Genomic DNA, 14,445 nt, shown 5'->3' with positions numbered 1-14,445 from the left:
CGCCGAAGCCGGAGCGGATGACGGCCGCGGCGGCCCGTCGGGCGGCGCTAGCCGCGCAGGCGCTCGACGCGCCCGTCCGTGCCGGGGTGGCGCCGGACCGGGGGACGCTCAAGCGGCTCGTGCGCCGGCTCGGGCTGCTGCAGCTGGACTCGGTGAACGTGGCGGTGCGGGCGCACTACGCGCCGCCGTTCGCCCGGCTCGGCTCCTACGACCGTGACGTCCTCGACGCCCTGGCCTGGCCGCAGACGGCGGCCGACCGCCGGCGCCGGGCCTTCGTCGAGTTCTGGGCGCACGAGGCGAGCCTGGTGCCGGTCGAGGACTGGCCGCTGCTGCGCTGGCGGATGCGGGACAACACCGCGCGGACCAGCCGGTGGCTGGGCAGCGCCCTGGAGCACCGGCCGGACATCCTCGACGCGGTCCACGACGCGGTGGCCGCCCACGGGCCCCTCGAGGCGCGCGAGGTCGAGGAGGTGCTCGGCCACGCAGGGGAGCGGAAGGCCCGCGCCTACGGCGGCTGGTGGCAGCGCTCCGACGTCAAGGTCGCCTGCGAGCACCTCTTCGCCACGGGGGTCCTGACGACGGGCACGCGGCGCGGCTTCCGCCGGGCCTACGCCGTCACCGAGGACGTCCTGCCACCGCACGTGCTGGCGCGCGACCCGGACCGGGCGGAGGCGATGCGCGAGCTCACCCGGCGGGCGGCGGGCGCGCTCGGCGTGGCCACGGAGCCCGACCTGCGCGACCACTACCGCCTCCCGCCCGCCGAGAGCCGGGCGGCGGTCGCCGAGCTCGTCGACGCCGGGGAGCTGGTCCCGGTCGAGGTCGCGGGGTGGGACGCGCCGGCGTACCGCGCGGCCGGGGCCCGGGTGCCGCGCAAGGTCGCCGGCCGCGCGCTGCTCGCCCCGTTCGACCCGCTGGTGTGGTTCCGGCCCCGTACCGAACGGATCTTCGGGTTCGAGTACCGCATCGGCATCTACACCCCGGCCGACCAGCGCACCCACGGCTACTACGTCTTCCCGTTCCTGCTCGACGGGCAGCTCGTGGGCCGGGTCGACCTCAAGACCGACCGCGCCGCAGGCGTCCTGCGGGTGCCGGGCGCGTTCGCCGAGCCGGGGTCCGCCGAGCGCGGCGCGGACGAGGCGCGGGTGGCGGCGGAGATGGCGGGCGCGCTGCAGGAGATGGCGGCGTGGCTGGGGGTGGGCGACGTCGTCGTCGAGGGCGGGCCGCTCGCGCCGGCCCTCTCGCGCGCGCTGCGCTACGCCGAGGCCGGCTGACCCCGGTCGACGGCCTGGTGAGGGGTACGTGGCGCACCCCGGCGCGGGTTCTGAGATGCCTGGCGTGCTCGTGATCGTGGCCACCACCCGCGCTCACCTCAGCTGTGGATGAAGCGGACCCCCGGCGGCAGGCCCCCGGTCCGTGACGTACGCGCGAGCACGGCGAGCAGGGTCTCGCGGAACGCCTCGGCCGCCCGGGTGGGGGCGACGTCGGTCCGGTGCGCGAGGGCGATCGTGCGATGGGTCCACCCCGAGCCGTCGAGGCGGGTGATGTGCAGGCCGTGGCGGCCGGTGAGCACGAGGCTCGGCACGATCGCGACGCCGAGCCCCCGCTCCACCATGCGCAGGACGGCGTCCATCTCGCCGCCCTCGACGGCGATCCGCGGGGTCACCCCGGCCGCCGCGCAGGCCGAGAGCACCACCTCGCGCAGCTCGTAGCCGGTCCGGTTCACCACGAGGGGGTGCCGGGCGAGCTCGACGATGCCCGCGTGGTCGCCGAGGGCCTCGTCGAGCCCGGCCTGGCCCCCGGCGGCCGAGATCGCCACCAGCTCCTCCCGCAGCACCGGGGTGAGCCGCAGGGGAGCGTCGCCCGCACTCGGCGCGCCCGCGCCGGGCCGCCTCGCCGACCCCGCCCGGTCGCGCTGGTGGATGACCAGGGCGAGGTCGAGCTGGCCGTCCTCGAGGTCGGCGACGAGGTCCTGCGAGCCGCCCTCCCGGATCTGCAGCGAGATGCCGGGGTAGCTGGTGTGGAAGACCGCGAGCACGTCGGCGAGGACCCCGACGCACAGGCTGGGGGTGGCGCCGACCCGCAGTCGCCCGCGCCGCAGCCCGGCGAGCTCGGCGATCTGCAGGCGGGCGGTCTCGACGTCGGCGACGATGCGCCGCGCGAGCGGCAGCAGCGTCTCACCCGCCGCTGTGAGTGTGACGTGATCGCGACCCCGTGTGAACAGGGTCTCGCCGAGATCATCTTCCAGCGACTGGACCTGTCGGCTCAACGTCGGCTGCGCGATCCGCACCTCGGCCGCTGCCTGCACGAACCGGCCGGTGTCGGCCACGGCCAGGAAGTAGACGAGCTGCTTGAGGGTCACTCCAATAGCTTAAGAGCATCGCTGGACCGACTTGCATGCATTGGCGGTCGGCGTGTTCCTCGGCTTAGCGTGTCGCCGTGGTCATGACCCAGCACCGCAACATCGTCACGAGGACGTGGGGATCGTCCGTCGGCAAGAAGTCCGTCATGGCCGTGACGGGCGCCATCTTCTTGCTGTACGTCATCGCGCACATGATCGGGAACCTGAAGATCTTCTTCGGGCTCACGACGTTCGACAACTACTCGGTCCACCTGCGCACGCTCGGCGAGGACATCTTCGGGTACGGCGGGGTCCTCTGGATCATCCGGACCGTGCTGACGGTCGCCGTGCTGCTGCACATGTGGGCCGCGTTCTCGCTCTGGTACAAGGCCAAGAAGGCCCGTCCCGTCGGCTACCAGCACCGCAATCCGCAGGGCAGCTACGCCGCGCGGACCATGCGCTGGGGTGGTGTGATCATCGCGCTGTTCGTGATCTGGCACATCCTCGACCTGACCCTCGGCGTCGTGAACCCGCTGCCGGAGAATGCCGGGGCCTACCAGAAGCTGGTCGCGAGCTTCGACCGCCCGGTCGTGTCGATCTTCTACATCGTCGCGATGGTCGCGCTCTCCACCCACATCAGCCACGGTTTGTGGTCGGGTATCCAGACCCTGGGTGGGAACAGCGCGGTCCGTCAGCACGCCCTGAAGACCTTTTCGATCACCGTCGGGGTCGTCATCGCCGTCGGCTTCGCGATCATCCCGATCTCGGTCATGACCGGTCTGGTGAGGTGAGCAATGTCTGAGCTGCAGCAGGAGCCCACGTCGACACAGGGCGAGGGCCGCTACACCCTCGGCGACCCGATCGCCGACAACCGCGCCCCCGACAGCCCGATCGGCGACCGGTGGGACGACCGCAAGTTCTCGGCCCGCCTCGTCAACCCGGCCAACCGGCGCAAGATGAGCGTCATCGTCGTCGGGACCGGCCTGGCCGGCGGCGCCGCGGCCGCGACGCTGGGCGAGGCCGGCTACCACGTCAAGTCGTTCTGCTACCAGGACACGCCCCGCCGCGCGCACTCGATCGCCGCGCAGGGCGGCATCAACGCCGCGAAGAACTACCGCAACGACGGCGACTCCGTGCACCGCCTGTTCTACGACACCGTCAAGGGCGGGGACTTCCGCTCGCGCGAGTCGAACGTCCACCGCCTCGCCGAGAACAGCCTGTCGATCATCGACCAGTGCGTCGCGCAGGGCGTCCCGTTCGCGCGGGAGTACTCCGGCCTGCTCGACACCCGCTCGTTCGGCGGCACCCAGGTGTCCCGGACGTTCTACGCGCGCGGTCAGACGGGCCAGCAGCTGCTGCTCGGCGCGTACCAGGCCCTCGAGCGCCAGATCGCCGCGGGCACCGTCGAGATGCACCCGCGCACCGAGATGCTCGACCTGATCGTCGTCGACGGCCGCGCCCGCGGCATCGTCGCGCGCAGCGTGCTCACCGGCGAGATCCAGACCTACCTGGCCGACGTCGTGGTGCTCTGCACCGGCGGCTACGGCAACGTCTACTACCTCTCCACCAACGCCAAGGGCTCCAACGTCACCGCGGCGTGGCGGGCGCACCGGCGCGGGGCGCTGTTCGCGAACCCCTGCTACACCCAGATCCACCCGACCTGCATCCCGGTCAGCGGCGAGTACCAGTCGAAGCTGACCCTGATGTCGGAGTCGCTGCGCAACGACGGCCGCGTCTGGGTACCGAAGGAGCGGGGCGACGACCGCCACCCCAACGACATCCCCGAGGACGAGCGCGACTACTACCTCGAGCGCCAGTACCCGGCGTTCGGGAATCTGGTCCCGCGCGACATCGCCTCGCGCGCCGCGAAGAACATGTGCGACGCCGAGCACGGCGTCGGTCCCGGCGGGCTCGGGGTGTACCTGGACTTCAAGGATGCGATCGAGCGCCTCGGGCGCCACGCCGTCGAGGCCAAGTACGGGAACCTCTTCGAGATGTACCAGCGCATCACCGGGGACGACCCGTACGAGGTCCCGATGCGCATCTACCCGGCGATCCACTACACGATGGGCGGGCTCTGGGTCGACTACGACCTGCGCTCGACGATCCCCGGTCTGTTCGTGGGCGGCGAGGCCAACTTCTCCGACCACGGCGCCAACCGGCTCGGCGCGTCCGCGCTGATGCAGGGGCTCTCGGACGGGTACTTCATCCTCCCGACGACGGTGGCCGACTACCTGGCCGACGCCCCGTTCGACGAGGTGCCCGAGGACCACCCGGCCGTCGTCGAGGCGGTGCAGTCCACGCAGGCCCGGATCGACAAGCTGCTCTCGGCCAACGGCAACCGCACCGTCGACTCCTTCCACCGCGAGCTCGGGCAGCTCGTGTGGGACCAGTGCGGGATGGCCCGCAGCAAGGAGGGCCTGGAGAAGGCGCTCGACCGGATCCCGTCGTTGCGCGAGGAGTTCTGGCGCGACGTCAAGATCGTGGGCACCGGCGACGGCTTCAACCAGTCCCTGGAGAAGGCCAACCGCGTGGCCGACTTCATGGAGCTCGCGGAGCTCATGTGCCTGGACGCGCTGCACCGCGAGGAGTCCTGCGGTGGGCACTTCCGGGTCGAGCACCAGACCGAGGACGGCGAGGCGGCCCGCGACGACGAGAACTTCTCGTACGTCGCCGCCTGGGAGTGGACCGACGGTGGCAAGCCGGTCCTGCACAAGGAGGACCTCGAGTTCTCCTACGTCCACCCGAGCCAGCGCAGCTACAAGTAAGAGGGCATCAGCACCGATGAAGCTCACTCTGCGCGTCTGGCGTCAGAAGGACGCCGACGCCAAGGGCAAGATGGTCAAGTACCAGCTCGACGACGTCGACGAGGACATGTCGTTCCTCGAGATGCTCGACGTGCTGAACGAGAAGCTCGTCCTCGACGACGAGGACCCGATCTCGTTCGACCACGACTGCCGCGAAGGCATCTGCGGCTCGTGCGCGATGGTCATCAACGGCATCCCGCACGGTCCGCAGAAGAACACCACGACCTGCCAGCTGCACATGCGGCACTTCAAGGACGGCGACACGATCGACGTCGAGCCGTGGCGGGCCCGGGCGTTCCCGGTGATCAAGGACCTGGTGACCGACCGGTCGGCGTTCGACCAGATCATCCAGGCCGGCGGCTACGTCAGCGTCAACACCGGGTCGGCGCCCGAGGCGCACGCGACCCCGGTCGACAAGGTCTCGGCCGACGACTCGTTCGACGCCGCCACCTGCATCGGCTGCGGCGCCTGCGTGGCGGCGTGCCCGAACGGCAGCTCGATGCTGTTCACCGCCGCCAAGGTCACCCACCTCGGGCTGCTCCCGCAGGGCCAGCCCGAGCGGCAGACCCGCGCCATCTCCATGCTCGCCAAGCAGGACGAGCTCGACTTCGGTGGTTGCACCAACGTCGGCGCCTGCGCCGAGGTGTGCCCCAAGGGCATCCCGCTGGCGACGATCTCGCGGCTCAACCACGACGTGCTCGGCGCGACGCTGGCCGGGGCGCGCTCCGACTAGGCGCCTCACCGACCGCACGAACGGCCGGTTCGTGACCATCGACGGTGATGAACCGGCCGTTCGTGCGGTCCGGGCCGCGGTGGCTAGACCGAGGCGGACTGGACGCGGGCGGTCCCCGCGGCCGAGCGCCCGCGGATGCGCAGCGGGGGAGCGCCGGCCGCCGTCCCGCCGGCGGGCTCCGGGCGGGTGCTGCTGACGGGCAGGTCCGAGGAGGCCGAGCCCGCCGCCGAGCGGAGGTCGACCGCGGCGTCCACCCCGGCGTGCACGCCGACCCGGACCGCACCCGCGCCGGTCGTGAGGTCGAGGTCGCCCGACGTGGCGTCGCGGACCGTGACGTTCCCGCTGCCGCAGCGGACCGTCAGGTCGGCGGCGACGCGGTCGGCCGTGACCGACCCGCTGCCGGTGACCACCTCGACGGGCGCGGCCACGTCGTCGAGGGTCACGTCGCCGGCGCCGCCCCTGACCCGCAGCACCCCGGCGACGCGCCGCACCGACACGTCGCCCGCGCCGCAGCGCACCGCGCCGCGGACGACGACCTCGTCCACGGTGACCCCGCCGGTGGTGCGCACGTCCACCTCGGCCGGCCGCCCGGTGAGCTCCACCGGGGCCGCGCCCGCCCGCACCCGCAGCCCGCTGTCGGCCGGGGCGTGCACCGTGACGTGCAGCGGGACGGTGCGCAGGACGACCTCGCGGGGGCCGTGCACGGTCAGCCGGCCGTCGGCGACCCCGATCTCCACCGCGGCCACCGCGCGGGCGGCCCGCTCCTCGGGGTCCTCCCCGGGGCGGGCGCCCAGGCCCGACACCACGGAGCCGAGGTCGACGCCGAAGCGCCGCTCGAGCCCCCCGGCCGCGTCCACGAGCCCCGCGAGCCCGCGCACCCAGCCGGGGGCGCCCTCGAGGTCGGCGGTCACCTCGACCCGCACCTCCGGGGTCCCGACGCCGGGCGCGGGTTCCTGTTCGGTGCCGTCCCCGGCGGGCGGGGTGGCCAGCCGGACGTCGATGCGGCCGGCGTCGATCTCGATCACGGCCTCGACGGGACCGGCCACGTCGAAGCGCTCCTCCCGGCTCGTCGCGCTCATCCCCGCACCCATCCCGAGACGCCGGAACCGCCCTCGCCGTCGTCACCCGACGGCCGTTCGTCCGACGGCCGGTCGCCCGACGGCCGGTCGCCCGACCCGGGCGAGTCGTCGGACCCGGCGTCCGGGCCCTCGTCCCAGCCGCGGCCCCAGTGCTGACCGCGGCTCCAGTCGTGGCCGCGGAACTTGCCGTGGCCCCACGAGTCACGCAGCGCGCCCTGCACGGCCTGCGAGATCCAGGAGTTGAGCGACATGCCCTGGGCGGCGGCGGCCTGCTCGGCCTGCCCCTTGATCTGGTCGACCAGGCGCAGCGTCATGCGGGAGATGTCGCCCATGTCGGCGGGCCCGGCGCCGGGGCCGGGGGGGCCGGGCGGGGTGACGAAGCCGGGTCGGGAGGCGCCGGCGCCGGCGAACGGGCTCGACGTGGGCCCGGCGTAGAAGCCGCCGGACTCCCCGTCCGGGGCGGTGCGGTCGACGACGACGTCGACCTCGCGGCCGCGCAGGCGCAGCGAGACGGAGTGGTCGTCGAGGGAGTCGGAGACCTCGGAGGCGAGGTCGGAGAGGGCGTTCATGAGGGCGAGGCGGACGGCGGGCTCGAGGGCCGCGGCCAGCGCGGTACCGGCCTTGGCGGTCTGCTCGTCGCCCACCGACGCCGCGGCGGCGAGGTCGTCGCGCAGGGCGGAGACATAGGGCGTGAGGTCCATGCCACCACAGTGACACCACATCGACACCATGGCAAGCGACGTGGTGTCGTCTCCGCGCTCGGTGAACACCGCGGTGGTGTCGCCGCGACATCACGGACTCGTTGTCAGGGGGTGTGGTTACGGTGGGCGCGTGCCGGAGACCGGAGACGTAGCCGAGCGGAGCTCGACCATGCGGACCGTGACGCCGCAGGTGACGCTGATCGCGAAGACGGAGTTCCTCCCGCCCGCCGGGGTGCCGTGGGAGACCGACGCGGACGGGGGTCAGGCGCTCGCCGAGTTCGCGGGCCGGGCCTGCTACCAGTCGTGGACCAAGCCCAACCCCGCGACGGCCAGCAACGCCGGCTACCTGCGCCACATCCTCGAGGTCGGCCACCTCTCGGTGCTCGAGCACGGCACGGTGACCTTCTACCTCACCGGCATGTCGCGCAGCCTCACCCACGAGCTCATCCGCCACCGGCACTTCTCCTACTCGCAGCTCTCCCAGCGCTACGTGCCCGAGCGCGACGCGGCCATGGTCGAGCCCGAGGTGATCGCGGACGACCCCGAGCTGCACGAGCTCTTCGCCGAGGCCAGCGCCGCCGCCCTCGCCTCCTACGAGAAGCTCCTGGCCGGGCTCGAGGAGCGGTTCGCCGACGAGCCGAACCGCACGTTGCGGCGCAAGCAGGCCCGTCAGGCCGCCCGGGCCGTGCTCCCGAACGCGACCGAGACCCGCATCGTCGTCACCGGGAACTACCGGGCGTGGCGGCACTTCATCGCGATGCGGGCCACCGAGCACGCCGACGTCGAGATCCGTGATCTCGCGGTGGCCTGCCTCGAGGTCCTGCAGGCCGAGGTGCCCAACGTGTTCGCCGACTTCGTCATCAGCGAGCTGCCCGGGGGATCGCGGGTCGCGTCCAGCCCGTACGTCGCCGAAGGATGAGTCGCGGCCGATGGGTCGGGCGCTGCTTCACCGCGTCGCCCACCGGGTAGGTCACCGATCATGAGTGCCCCCCGGTCCGCCGGCGCCGTGGCCGCCGCCGAGCGCAACGCCCTCGCTGACCTCCTCCTCGAGCGCGGGCCCGACGAGCCGACCCTGTGCGGGGACTGGACGACGAACGACCTGCTCGCCCACCTCGTCGTCCGCGAGCGCCGTCCGGACGCCGCGCCGGGGATCCTCATTCCGCCGCTGTCGTTCTGGACGGAGCGCGTGCAGGCGCAGGCGGCGCAGCGCGACTTCGGCGCCAACGTCGCGCTGATCCGCAGCGGCCCGCCGTCGTGGAGCCCGATGGCGCTGCCGTTCCTCGCCGGGGTGGACGTCCAGGAGTACTTCATCCACCACGAGGACGTGCGGCGCGCCGTCGAGGGCTGGGCGCCGCGGCCCGCCGACCCGGCGCGCGACGAGCTGCTGTGGAAGCAGGCCGGGCTGCTGGGGCGGCTGTCCTACCGGTCCAGCCCTGTCGGGGTGACGCTGCGGGCCCCCGACGGGCGGACGCACGCGGTGAAGAGCGGTCCGCGGACGGTGACGATCGTGGGGGAGCCGGGCGAGCTGGTCGTGTTCTCCAGCGGCCGTGACCAGGCCGTCGTGTCGTTCGAGGGCGAGCCGGCCGACGTCGCGAGCGTGAAGGCCCTCGACCGCGGCCTCTAGGTCCACCGTCAGGTCCTCCGACGGCGTCCACCCCCTCGCACGCCACCCCCTCGCCCCCGGGGCGGTACGGTGACCATGCATGAGTTACGCCCGCCGATCGCCCCGCCCGCCCCGTGCGGCCCGGAGGCCGACCCGCGCCGGAGCGCGCTCTGCCACCCCGAGACATCCCGCGACCCGCGAGGGGTCGCACCAGCAGGTGAACGCCCTGCGACCCGGCGCTCCGCGACGCGAGCCGGGCGACGCCGCCTGATCAGGAGGAACCGACATCCACAACGACAACCCCACCGGGGTGACCCGGTGAGTCGATCGACCGCACAGCGCCGCCGGGGCAACGGCGGCGGGCCCCAGCACGACCAGAAGGCCCCCGAGCAGAAGGCGCGGGACACCGGGCACGCCGACCACGACTGCGGGCAGGGCACGGGCGTGCCGACGCAGTCGGTGCCCCGGAGCTCGGGGGCCGTCGCCGACTCGCCCCCGAAGCCGCTCGCCTCGGGCGCGCTGCGGGTGGTGGCGCTCGGCGGAGTCGGCGAGGTCGGCCGCAACATGACCGTGCTCGAGTACGGCGGCCAGCTGCTCATCGTCGACTGCGGCGTGCTCTTCCCCTCGGAGGAGTCGCCCGGCGTCGACCTCATCCTCCCCGACTTCCGCGCCATCGAGGACCGGCTCGACGACGTCGACGCCCTGGTGCTCACCCACGGGCACGAGGACCACATCGGCGCCGTGCCGTTCCTGCTGCGCCAGAAGCCGGACCTGCTCGTCGTCGGATCCCGCTTCACGCTCGCGCTGGTCGAGGCCAAGTGCCGCGAGCACCGGCTCACCCCGCACCTGCTCGAGGTCCGCGAGGGGGAGCGCAACCACTTCGGGACGTTCGACTGCGAGTTCTTCGCGGTCAACCACTCGATCCCCGACGCGCTCGCCGTCGCCGTCCGGACCCCGGGCGGCACCGTGCTGCACACCGGCGACATCAAGCTCGACCAGCTGCCCCTCGACGGGCGGTTGACCGACCTCGCCGGGTTCTCGCGGCTCGGCGACGAGGGCGTCGACCTGCTGCTGGTCGACTCGACGAACGCCGAGGTCCCGGGCTTCGTCACCCCCGAGCGCGAGATCGCGCCGGTGATCGACGACGTCTTCCGCAACGCGCCGAGCCGGCTGATCGTCGCCTGCTTCGCGAGCCACGTGCACCGCGTGCAGCAGGTGCTGACCGCGGCCGCGAGGCACCGGCGCAAGGTGTGCTTCACCGGACGCTCGATGGTGCGCAACATGGGGATCGCGGCCGACCTCGGCCTGCTCGACATCCCGGAGGGCCTGCTCGTCGACCTCGACGAGGCGCTGGCGATGCCCGAGCGCGACGTCGTGCTCGTCTCCACGGGCTCGCAGGGGGAGCCGCTCTCGGCCCTGGGGCGCATGGCCCGCGGCGACCACCGGCAGATCACGATCACCCCGGGCGACACCGTCGTGCTGCTCTCCAGCCTCATCCCCGGCAACGAGACCGCGGTGTTCGCCGTCATCAACGGCCTGACGCGGCTCGGCGCCGAGGTGATCCACTCCGGCGTCGCCAAGGTGCACGTGTCCGGGCACGCGAGCGCGGGGGAGCTGCTGTTCCTCTACAACGCGCTGCGGCCCCGCAACGTCATGCCGGTGCACGGCGAGTGGCGCCACCTGCGCGCCAACGCCGAGATCGCCGCGAAGACCGGCGTGGACCGCGAGCGCATCGTCATCGCCGAGGACGGCGTCGTCGTCGACGTGACCGAGAGGAAGGCCGCGATCGCCGGGCGCGTCGAGGTCGGGCACGTGTACGTCGACGGCAACCAGGTCGGCGACGTCGGCGAGTCGACCATCTCGGACCGCCAGGTCCTGGGCGAAGGCGGCTTCATCGCGATCACCGTGGCCGTCGAGGCGGCCACCGGGCGCGCGGTCTCGCCGCCGCGGATCTCCGGCCGCGGGTTCTCCGACGACCCGAAGGCGCTCGAGGACGTCGTCTCCCTCGTGGAGATGGAGCTCTCGCGCACCGAGGCCGAGGGGATCACCGACACCCACCGCATCGCGCAGTCGGTGCGGCGGGTCGTGGGCAAGTGGGTCGGCGAGACCTACCGGCGCCGCCCGATGATCGTCCCGACGGTCCTGCCGGTGTGACAGGTGAACGGATGTGGTCGTCCTGACGACCACATCCGTTCACATGGCGCGGAGCGCCTTCTCCAGGTGCTCGCGGACCGGGGCCCAGAGCTCCGGGAGGACGAGGTCGACCTGCTCGAGGCGGTACCACGCCACCTGCAGGCTGACCGCCACCTCGTCGGGCGACGGCTCGCTCACCGGGCGGGCGGCCACGTAGGTCGTCGCGATCCCGTCGACCACCGAGCGCCCGAGCTGGCGCCCGGCCCGGATGCGCACCCGGGTCTCCTCCAGGCAGCCGCGCTCCGCGGTCGCGCCGGGGGACTCCCGGGGCTCCGGGCGCCCACCCGGCAGCACCGCGGGTGGGGTCTCCCCGGGGCGGTGCAGGAGCAGCACGCCGGGCGGGGCGGTGACGACCGCCAGGACGAGGTGGTTCTCCCGGCTCACGGCGTCTGCCTATCACGGACCGTCGCGGTGTCCTGCCCGAGCAGGCCGACCGCGAGGGCGAGCCGTTCGGCCGCGCCCTCGGGCGGCAGGCGGCCGGCGCGGGCGAGCGTCGCGAGGCCGTGCAGGGTGGCCCAGCCGACCTCGGCGTAGTGCCCGGGGTCGCCGGGCGCGGCCGGGGCGAGCACGTCGCGCACGACGGTGAAGCCCTCGCGCAGCGGCGCCGGGGTGTCGTCCCGGCCGAAGGGCAGCGCGGCGAGGTCGAACATCGCCCGGTAGACCTCCGGGTGCTCCGCCGCGAAGGCCAGGTAGGCCGAGGCCAGGGCACCCACCGCATCGTCGGGACCCGCCGCGTCCACCGCCGTCCGCAGCGCCGCCGCCAGCTCCGCGAACCCCTCGAGCGCGACGGCGCCGACGATCTCGTCCTTCCCGCCGGGGAAGTGGCCGTAGAGGACCGGTTGGCTGTACTCGATCCGGTCGGCGAGCCGGCGCGTGGTCACCGCGTCCCAGCCCTGGTCCTCGGCGAGCTCCCGGGCCACCGCGACGATCCGGCGGTGCCGGTCGGCGCGTTCCCGCTCGCGGCGTTCCTTCACGGCCATGACCCCGATCCTAGCAGTGCTAGACAAGCGAGCGCCTCCCGGACTAGCGTCGGCACTCGAACTAGCGTTGCTAGAAACGGGAGGTGCGCGATGGGTGTGCTGGGTGTGGTGACGGTCGTGGTGATCGGGCTGCTGGTCGGGGTCGAGCTCGCGGTGGCCGCGTTCCTCAACCCGATCTTCGACCGACTGCCGGGCGACGCCGGGCTCGCGGCCCGCAGCGACGGGGCACGGGTGCTGGGCCGGCTGATGCCGTTCTGGTACTCGGGCGCGATCGTGCTGGCCGCCGTCTGGGGCGTGCTGGCGTGGGGCGGCGCGCCCGCCGTGCCGGTGGTGGTGGCGGCCGTGCTGCTGGTGGCGGCCATCGTCGCCTCGATCGCGCTGCTCGTGCCGATCAACGACCGGGTGAGGACGTGGACCGCGGGCAACGCCCCGGCCGACTGGCGCGCGCAGGTGGGCCGGTGGGACCGGCTGCACCTCGGCCGGGTCGCCCTGCTCGTCGCGGCGTTCGCGCTGGTGACGGTGGGTCTGCTCGCCGCGTGAGCAGCGGGGCGGCGCCACCGGCGACAGCGGCGGCACCGGCGACACCGGCGATACTGGGCCGGTGCGCGCCGCGACCCTGATCTCCCGGGTGTTCACCCCGACGCTGCTGCTCGCGGTGCTCTACTCGGTGGTCGGGGCGCTCGCCGTGGGGTGGGTCGGGGTCGCGTGGTCGCTGGTGGGGATGGTGTTCACCGTGGCGATCCCGGCGGCGATCGTCGACGTCGGGGTGCGGCGCGGCCGCTACACCGACCACCACCTCTCACGCCGCGAGCAGCGGGCGGTGCCGCTGGGGCTCGCCGCGACGTCGGTGCTCGTCGGGCTGGCCGTGCTGGCCCTCGCCGGCGCCCCGCGGGCGATCGTCGCGCTGCAGGTGGCCGTGCTGGTGACGGTGCTCGTGGTCACCGCGGTGACGCTGGTGTGGAAGGTGAGCCTGCACGTCGCGGTGGTGGGCGCGGCGGCGTGCGTGCTGACGCTGCTGGGCGGCGGGTGGTGGGCGCTCTCCTGGCTCGCGGTGCCGGTGGTGGGCTGGGCGCGGCTGCGGCTGACCGCGCACGACCTCGCCCAGGTCGTCGTCGGGTGCGTCCTCGGCGCCCTCGTGAGCGGCGCGGTGCTGGTGATCGCGGGCGTAGCGTCCCTGCCGTGACGAGCACGACCACGTGGGACCCCGCCCTCTACCTCGACTTCGACGACCTGCGCTCCCGCCCGTTCGCCGACCTGCTCGCCCGGGTCGGGGCGCGCGACCCGCGGCACGTGGTCGACGCCGGGTGCGGCCCGGGGCACCTCACGACGCTGCTGTCGTCGCGCTGGCCGGGGGCGCGGGTGAGCGCGTTCGACTCCTCGCCGGCGATGGTCGCCGCGGCGCGGGAGCGGGGGATCGAGGCCGCCACGGCCGACGTCGAGACGTGGGTGCCGGACGACGACGTCGACGTGATCGTCACCAACGCGGTCCTGCAGTGGGTGCCGGGCCACCGCGACCTGCTGCGCCGCTGGGTGGAGGCGCTGCCGGACGGCGGCTGGATCGCGATGCAGGTCCCCGGCAACTTCACCGCCCCCTCGCACGAGCTGGCCCGGGACGCGGCGGACCGGTTCGGCGTCCCGCTGCGCGACGCCGCGACGGTGGCCGAGCCCGCCGACTACGCCGACGACCTCACCGCCGCGGGCGCGGCCGCCGTCGACGTCTGGGAGACGACCTACCTGCAGCGGCTCACCGGCGAGGACCCGGTGCTGCACTGGATCTCGGGGACCGCCTTGCGTCCGGTGCGGGACGCGCTGTCCGACGAGGCGTACGCGACCTTCACCACGGACCTCGCGCCCCGGCTCCGCGAGGCCTACCCGCAGGCCGCCGACGGGTCGACCTGGTTCCCGTTCCGCCGGATCTTCGCCGTGGCGCGGGTCGAGACGCGCTCCTGAGACCCGCCGAGTGGGCTCCCACGGCCGCCGGAGCCACCGTGCGGGTCCACTCGTCGCTCGC

Annotated in this window: 15 protein-coding genes; 10 read left to right on the top strand and 5 right to left on the bottom strand. The window is 73.7% G+C overall.

All coding sequences use genetic code 11. The annotated features are described in order from the left end of the window. Nucleotides 1–17 precede the first annotated feature (17 nt). Nucleotides 18–1,271, top strand: a complete 1,254-nt coding sequence (locus HH311_RS09035) for a winged helix-turn-helix domain-containing protein (protein WP_169183414.1) — start codon at nucleotides 18–20, stop codon at nucleotides 1,269–1,271. Between the two features lie 98 nt (nucleotides 1,272–1,369). Here the strand turns inward: HH311_RS09035 and HH311_RS09030 are convergent, their stop codons facing one another. Next, nucleotides 1,370–2,359: a LysR family transcriptional regulator gene (locus tag HH311_RS09030; protein ID WP_169183289.1), complete on the bottom strand. Its 990-nt coding sequence runs from the start codon at nucleotides 2,357–2,359 to the stop codon at nucleotides 1,370–1,372. Nucleotides 2,360–2,442: 83 nt separating this feature from the next. Here HH311_RS09030 and HH311_RS09025 point away from each other — a divergent pair, with 83 nt between their 5' ends. The 3 genes from HH311_RS09025 to HH311_RS09015 are packed head-to-tail and all read left to right on the top strand — an operon-like array spanning nucleotide 2,443 to nucleotide 5,878. Further along, nucleotides 2,443–3,129: a succinate dehydrogenase cytochrome b subunit gene (locus HH311_RS09025; protein ID WP_169183413.1), complete on the top strand. Its 687-nt coding sequence runs from the start codon at nucleotides 2,443–2,445 to the stop codon at nucleotides 3,127–3,129. Between the two features lie 3 nt (nucleotides 3,130–3,132). Next, nucleotides 3,133–5,106, top strand: coding sequence for a fumarate reductase/succinate dehydrogenase flavoprotein subunit (locus tag HH311_RS09020; RefSeq protein ID WP_169183288.1), 1,974 nt, complete (start codon nucleotides 3,133–3,135; stop codon nucleotides 5,104–5,106). A 16-nt stretch (nucleotides 5,107–5,122) separates the two neighbouring features. Further along, nucleotides 5,123–5,878, top strand: a complete 756-nt coding sequence (locus tag HH311_RS09015; protein ID WP_169183287.1) for a succinate dehydrogenase/fumarate reductase iron-sulfur subunit — start codon at nucleotides 5,123–5,125, stop codon at nucleotides 5,876–5,878. An 83-nt stretch (nucleotides 5,879–5,961) separates the two neighbouring features. Here HH311_RS09015 and HH311_RS09010 read toward each other — a convergent pair whose 3' ends face one another. Together HH311_RS09010 and HH311_RS09005 are read right to left on the bottom strand one after the other, a co-directional pair. Next, nucleotides 5,962–6,957, bottom strand: coding sequence for a DUF4097 family beta strand repeat-containing protein (locus HH311_RS09010; protein ID WP_169183286.1), 996 nt, complete (start codon nucleotides 6,955–6,957; stop codon nucleotides 5,962–5,964). Then, complete coding sequence (locus HH311_RS09005) at nucleotides 6,954–7,658, bottom strand: toxin-antitoxin system HicB family antitoxin (RefSeq protein ID WP_169183285.1); 705 nt, start codon at nucleotides 7,656–7,658, stop codon at nucleotides 6,954–6,956. Before HH311_RS09005 ends, HH311_RS09010 begins: the two co-directional genes overlap by 4 nt. Nucleotides 7,659–7,827: 169 nt before the next feature. On the opposite strand from HH311_RS09005, the gene thyX reads away from it, so the two are divergent. The 3 genes from thyX (at nucleotide 7,828) to HH311_RS08990 (ending at nucleotide 11,415) form a co-directional block, all read left to right on the top strand. Then, complete coding sequence (thyX, locus tag HH311_RS09000) at nucleotides 7,828–8,577, top strand: FAD-dependent thymidylate synthase (protein WP_169183284.1); 750 nt, start codon at nucleotides 7,828–7,830, stop codon at nucleotides 8,575–8,577. 60 nt (nucleotides 8,578–8,637) lie between these two features. Continuing rightward, a complete protein-coding gene (locus HH311_RS08995) occupies nucleotides 8,638–9,282 on the top strand; it encodes a TIGR03085 family metal-binding protein (RefSeq protein ID WP_169183283.1) in 645 nt (214 codons plus the stop codon). 438 nt (nucleotides 9,283–9,720) lie between these two features. Next, entirely contained in the window at nucleotides 9,721–11,415 is a 1,695-nt protein-coding gene (locus HH311_RS08990; RefSeq protein ID WP_169183412.1) for a ribonuclease J, read from the top strand. A 39-nt stretch (nucleotides 11,416–11,454) separates the two neighbouring features. Here HH311_RS08990 and HH311_RS08985 read toward each other — a convergent pair whose 3' ends face one another. Continuing rightward, nucleotides 11,455–11,838, bottom strand: coding sequence for an NUDIX domain-containing protein (locus tag HH311_RS08985; RefSeq protein WP_169183282.1), 384 nt, complete (start codon nucleotides 11,836–11,838; stop codon nucleotides 11,455–11,457). Then, nucleotides 11,835–12,434, bottom strand: a complete 600-nt coding sequence (locus tag HH311_RS08980) for a TetR/AcrR family transcriptional regulator (protein WP_169183281.1) — start codon at nucleotides 12,432–12,434, stop codon at nucleotides 11,835–11,837. The genes HH311_RS08985 and HH311_RS08980 overlap by 4 nt, the downstream gene beginning before the upstream one ends. 90 nt (nucleotides 12,435–12,524) lie before the next feature. Between HH311_RS08980 and HH311_RS08975 the strand changes: the two genes are divergently transcribed. The 3 genes from HH311_RS08975 (at nucleotide 12,525) to HH311_RS08965 (ending at nucleotide 14,384) form a co-directional block, all read left to right on the top strand. Further along, nucleotides 12,525–12,974: an anthrone oxygenase family protein gene (locus tag HH311_RS08975; protein ID WP_169183280.1), complete on the top strand. Its 450-nt coding sequence runs from the start codon at nucleotides 12,525–12,527 to the stop codon at nucleotides 12,972–12,974. 61 nt (nucleotides 12,975–13,035) lie between these two features. Next, nucleotides 13,036–13,617 (top strand): phosphoesterase PA-phosphatase, encoded by a 582-nt coding sequence (locus HH311_RS08970; RefSeq protein ID WP_169183279.1) that lies wholly within the window; start codon nucleotides 13,036–13,038, stop codon nucleotides 13,615–13,617. Continuing rightward, on the top strand, nucleotides 13,614–14,384 hold the full coding sequence (locus HH311_RS08965; protein ID WP_169183278.1) for a trans-aconitate 2-methyltransferase: 771 nt from the start codon (nucleotides 13,614–13,616) through the stop codon (nucleotides 14,382–14,384). The genes HH311_RS08970 and HH311_RS08965 overlap by 4 nt, the downstream gene beginning before the upstream one ends. Nucleotides 14,385–14,445 lie beyond the last annotated feature (61 nt).

Origin of the sequence: Actinomycetospora sp. TBRC 11914 (assembly GCF_012933465.1) — a bacterium.
Classification (GTDB): Bacteria; Actinomycetota; Actinomycetes; order Mycobacteriales; family Pseudonocardiaceae; genus Actinomycetospora.
Note: the sequence above shows the minus strand (reverse complement) of the source record. Positions and strands in the feature narration are given on the sequence as shown.

Excerpts from the sequence above, each read along its gene's own strand:
- HH311_RS09035 (WP_169183414.1), top strand. The coding sequence starts at position 18 with ATGACGGCCGCGGCGGCCCGTCGGGCGGCGCTAGCCGCGCAGGCGCTC.
- HH311_RS09025 (WP_169183413.1), top strand. The coding sequence starts at position 2,443 with ATGACCCAGCACCGCAACATCGTCACGAGGACGTGGGGATCGTCCGTC.
- HH311_RS09020 (WP_169183288.1), top strand. The coding sequence starts at position 3,133 with ATGTCTGAGCTGCAGCAGGAGCCCACGTCGACACAGGGCGAGGGCCGC.
- HH311_RS09015 (WP_169183287.1), top strand. The coding sequence starts at position 5,123 with ATGAAGCTCACTCTGCGCGTCTGGCGTCAGAAGGACGCCGACGCCAAG.
- HH311_RS09010 (WP_169183286.1), bottom strand. The coding sequence starts at position 6,957 with ATGAGCGCGACGAGCCGGGAGGAGCGCTTCGACGTGGCCGGTCCCGTC.
- HH311_RS09005 (WP_169183285.1), bottom strand. The coding sequence starts at position 7,658 with ATGGACCTCACGCCCTATGTCTCCGCCCTGCGCGACGACCTCGCCGCC.
- thyX (WP_169183284.1), top strand. The coding sequence starts at position 7,828 with ATGCGGACCGTGACGCCGCAGGTGACGCTGATCGCGAAGACGGAGTTC.
- HH311_RS08995 (WP_169183283.1), top strand. The coding sequence starts at position 8,638 with ATGAGTGCCCCCCGGTCCGCCGGCGCCGTGGCCGCCGCCGAGCGCAAC.
- HH311_RS08980 (WP_169183281.1), bottom strand. The coding sequence starts at position 12,434 with ATGGCCGTGAAGGAACGCCGCGAGCGGGAACGCGCCGACCGGCACCGC.
- HH311_RS08975 (WP_169183280.1), top strand. The coding sequence starts at position 12,525 with ATGGGTGTGCTGGGTGTGGTGACGGTCGTGGTGATCGGGCTGCTGGTC.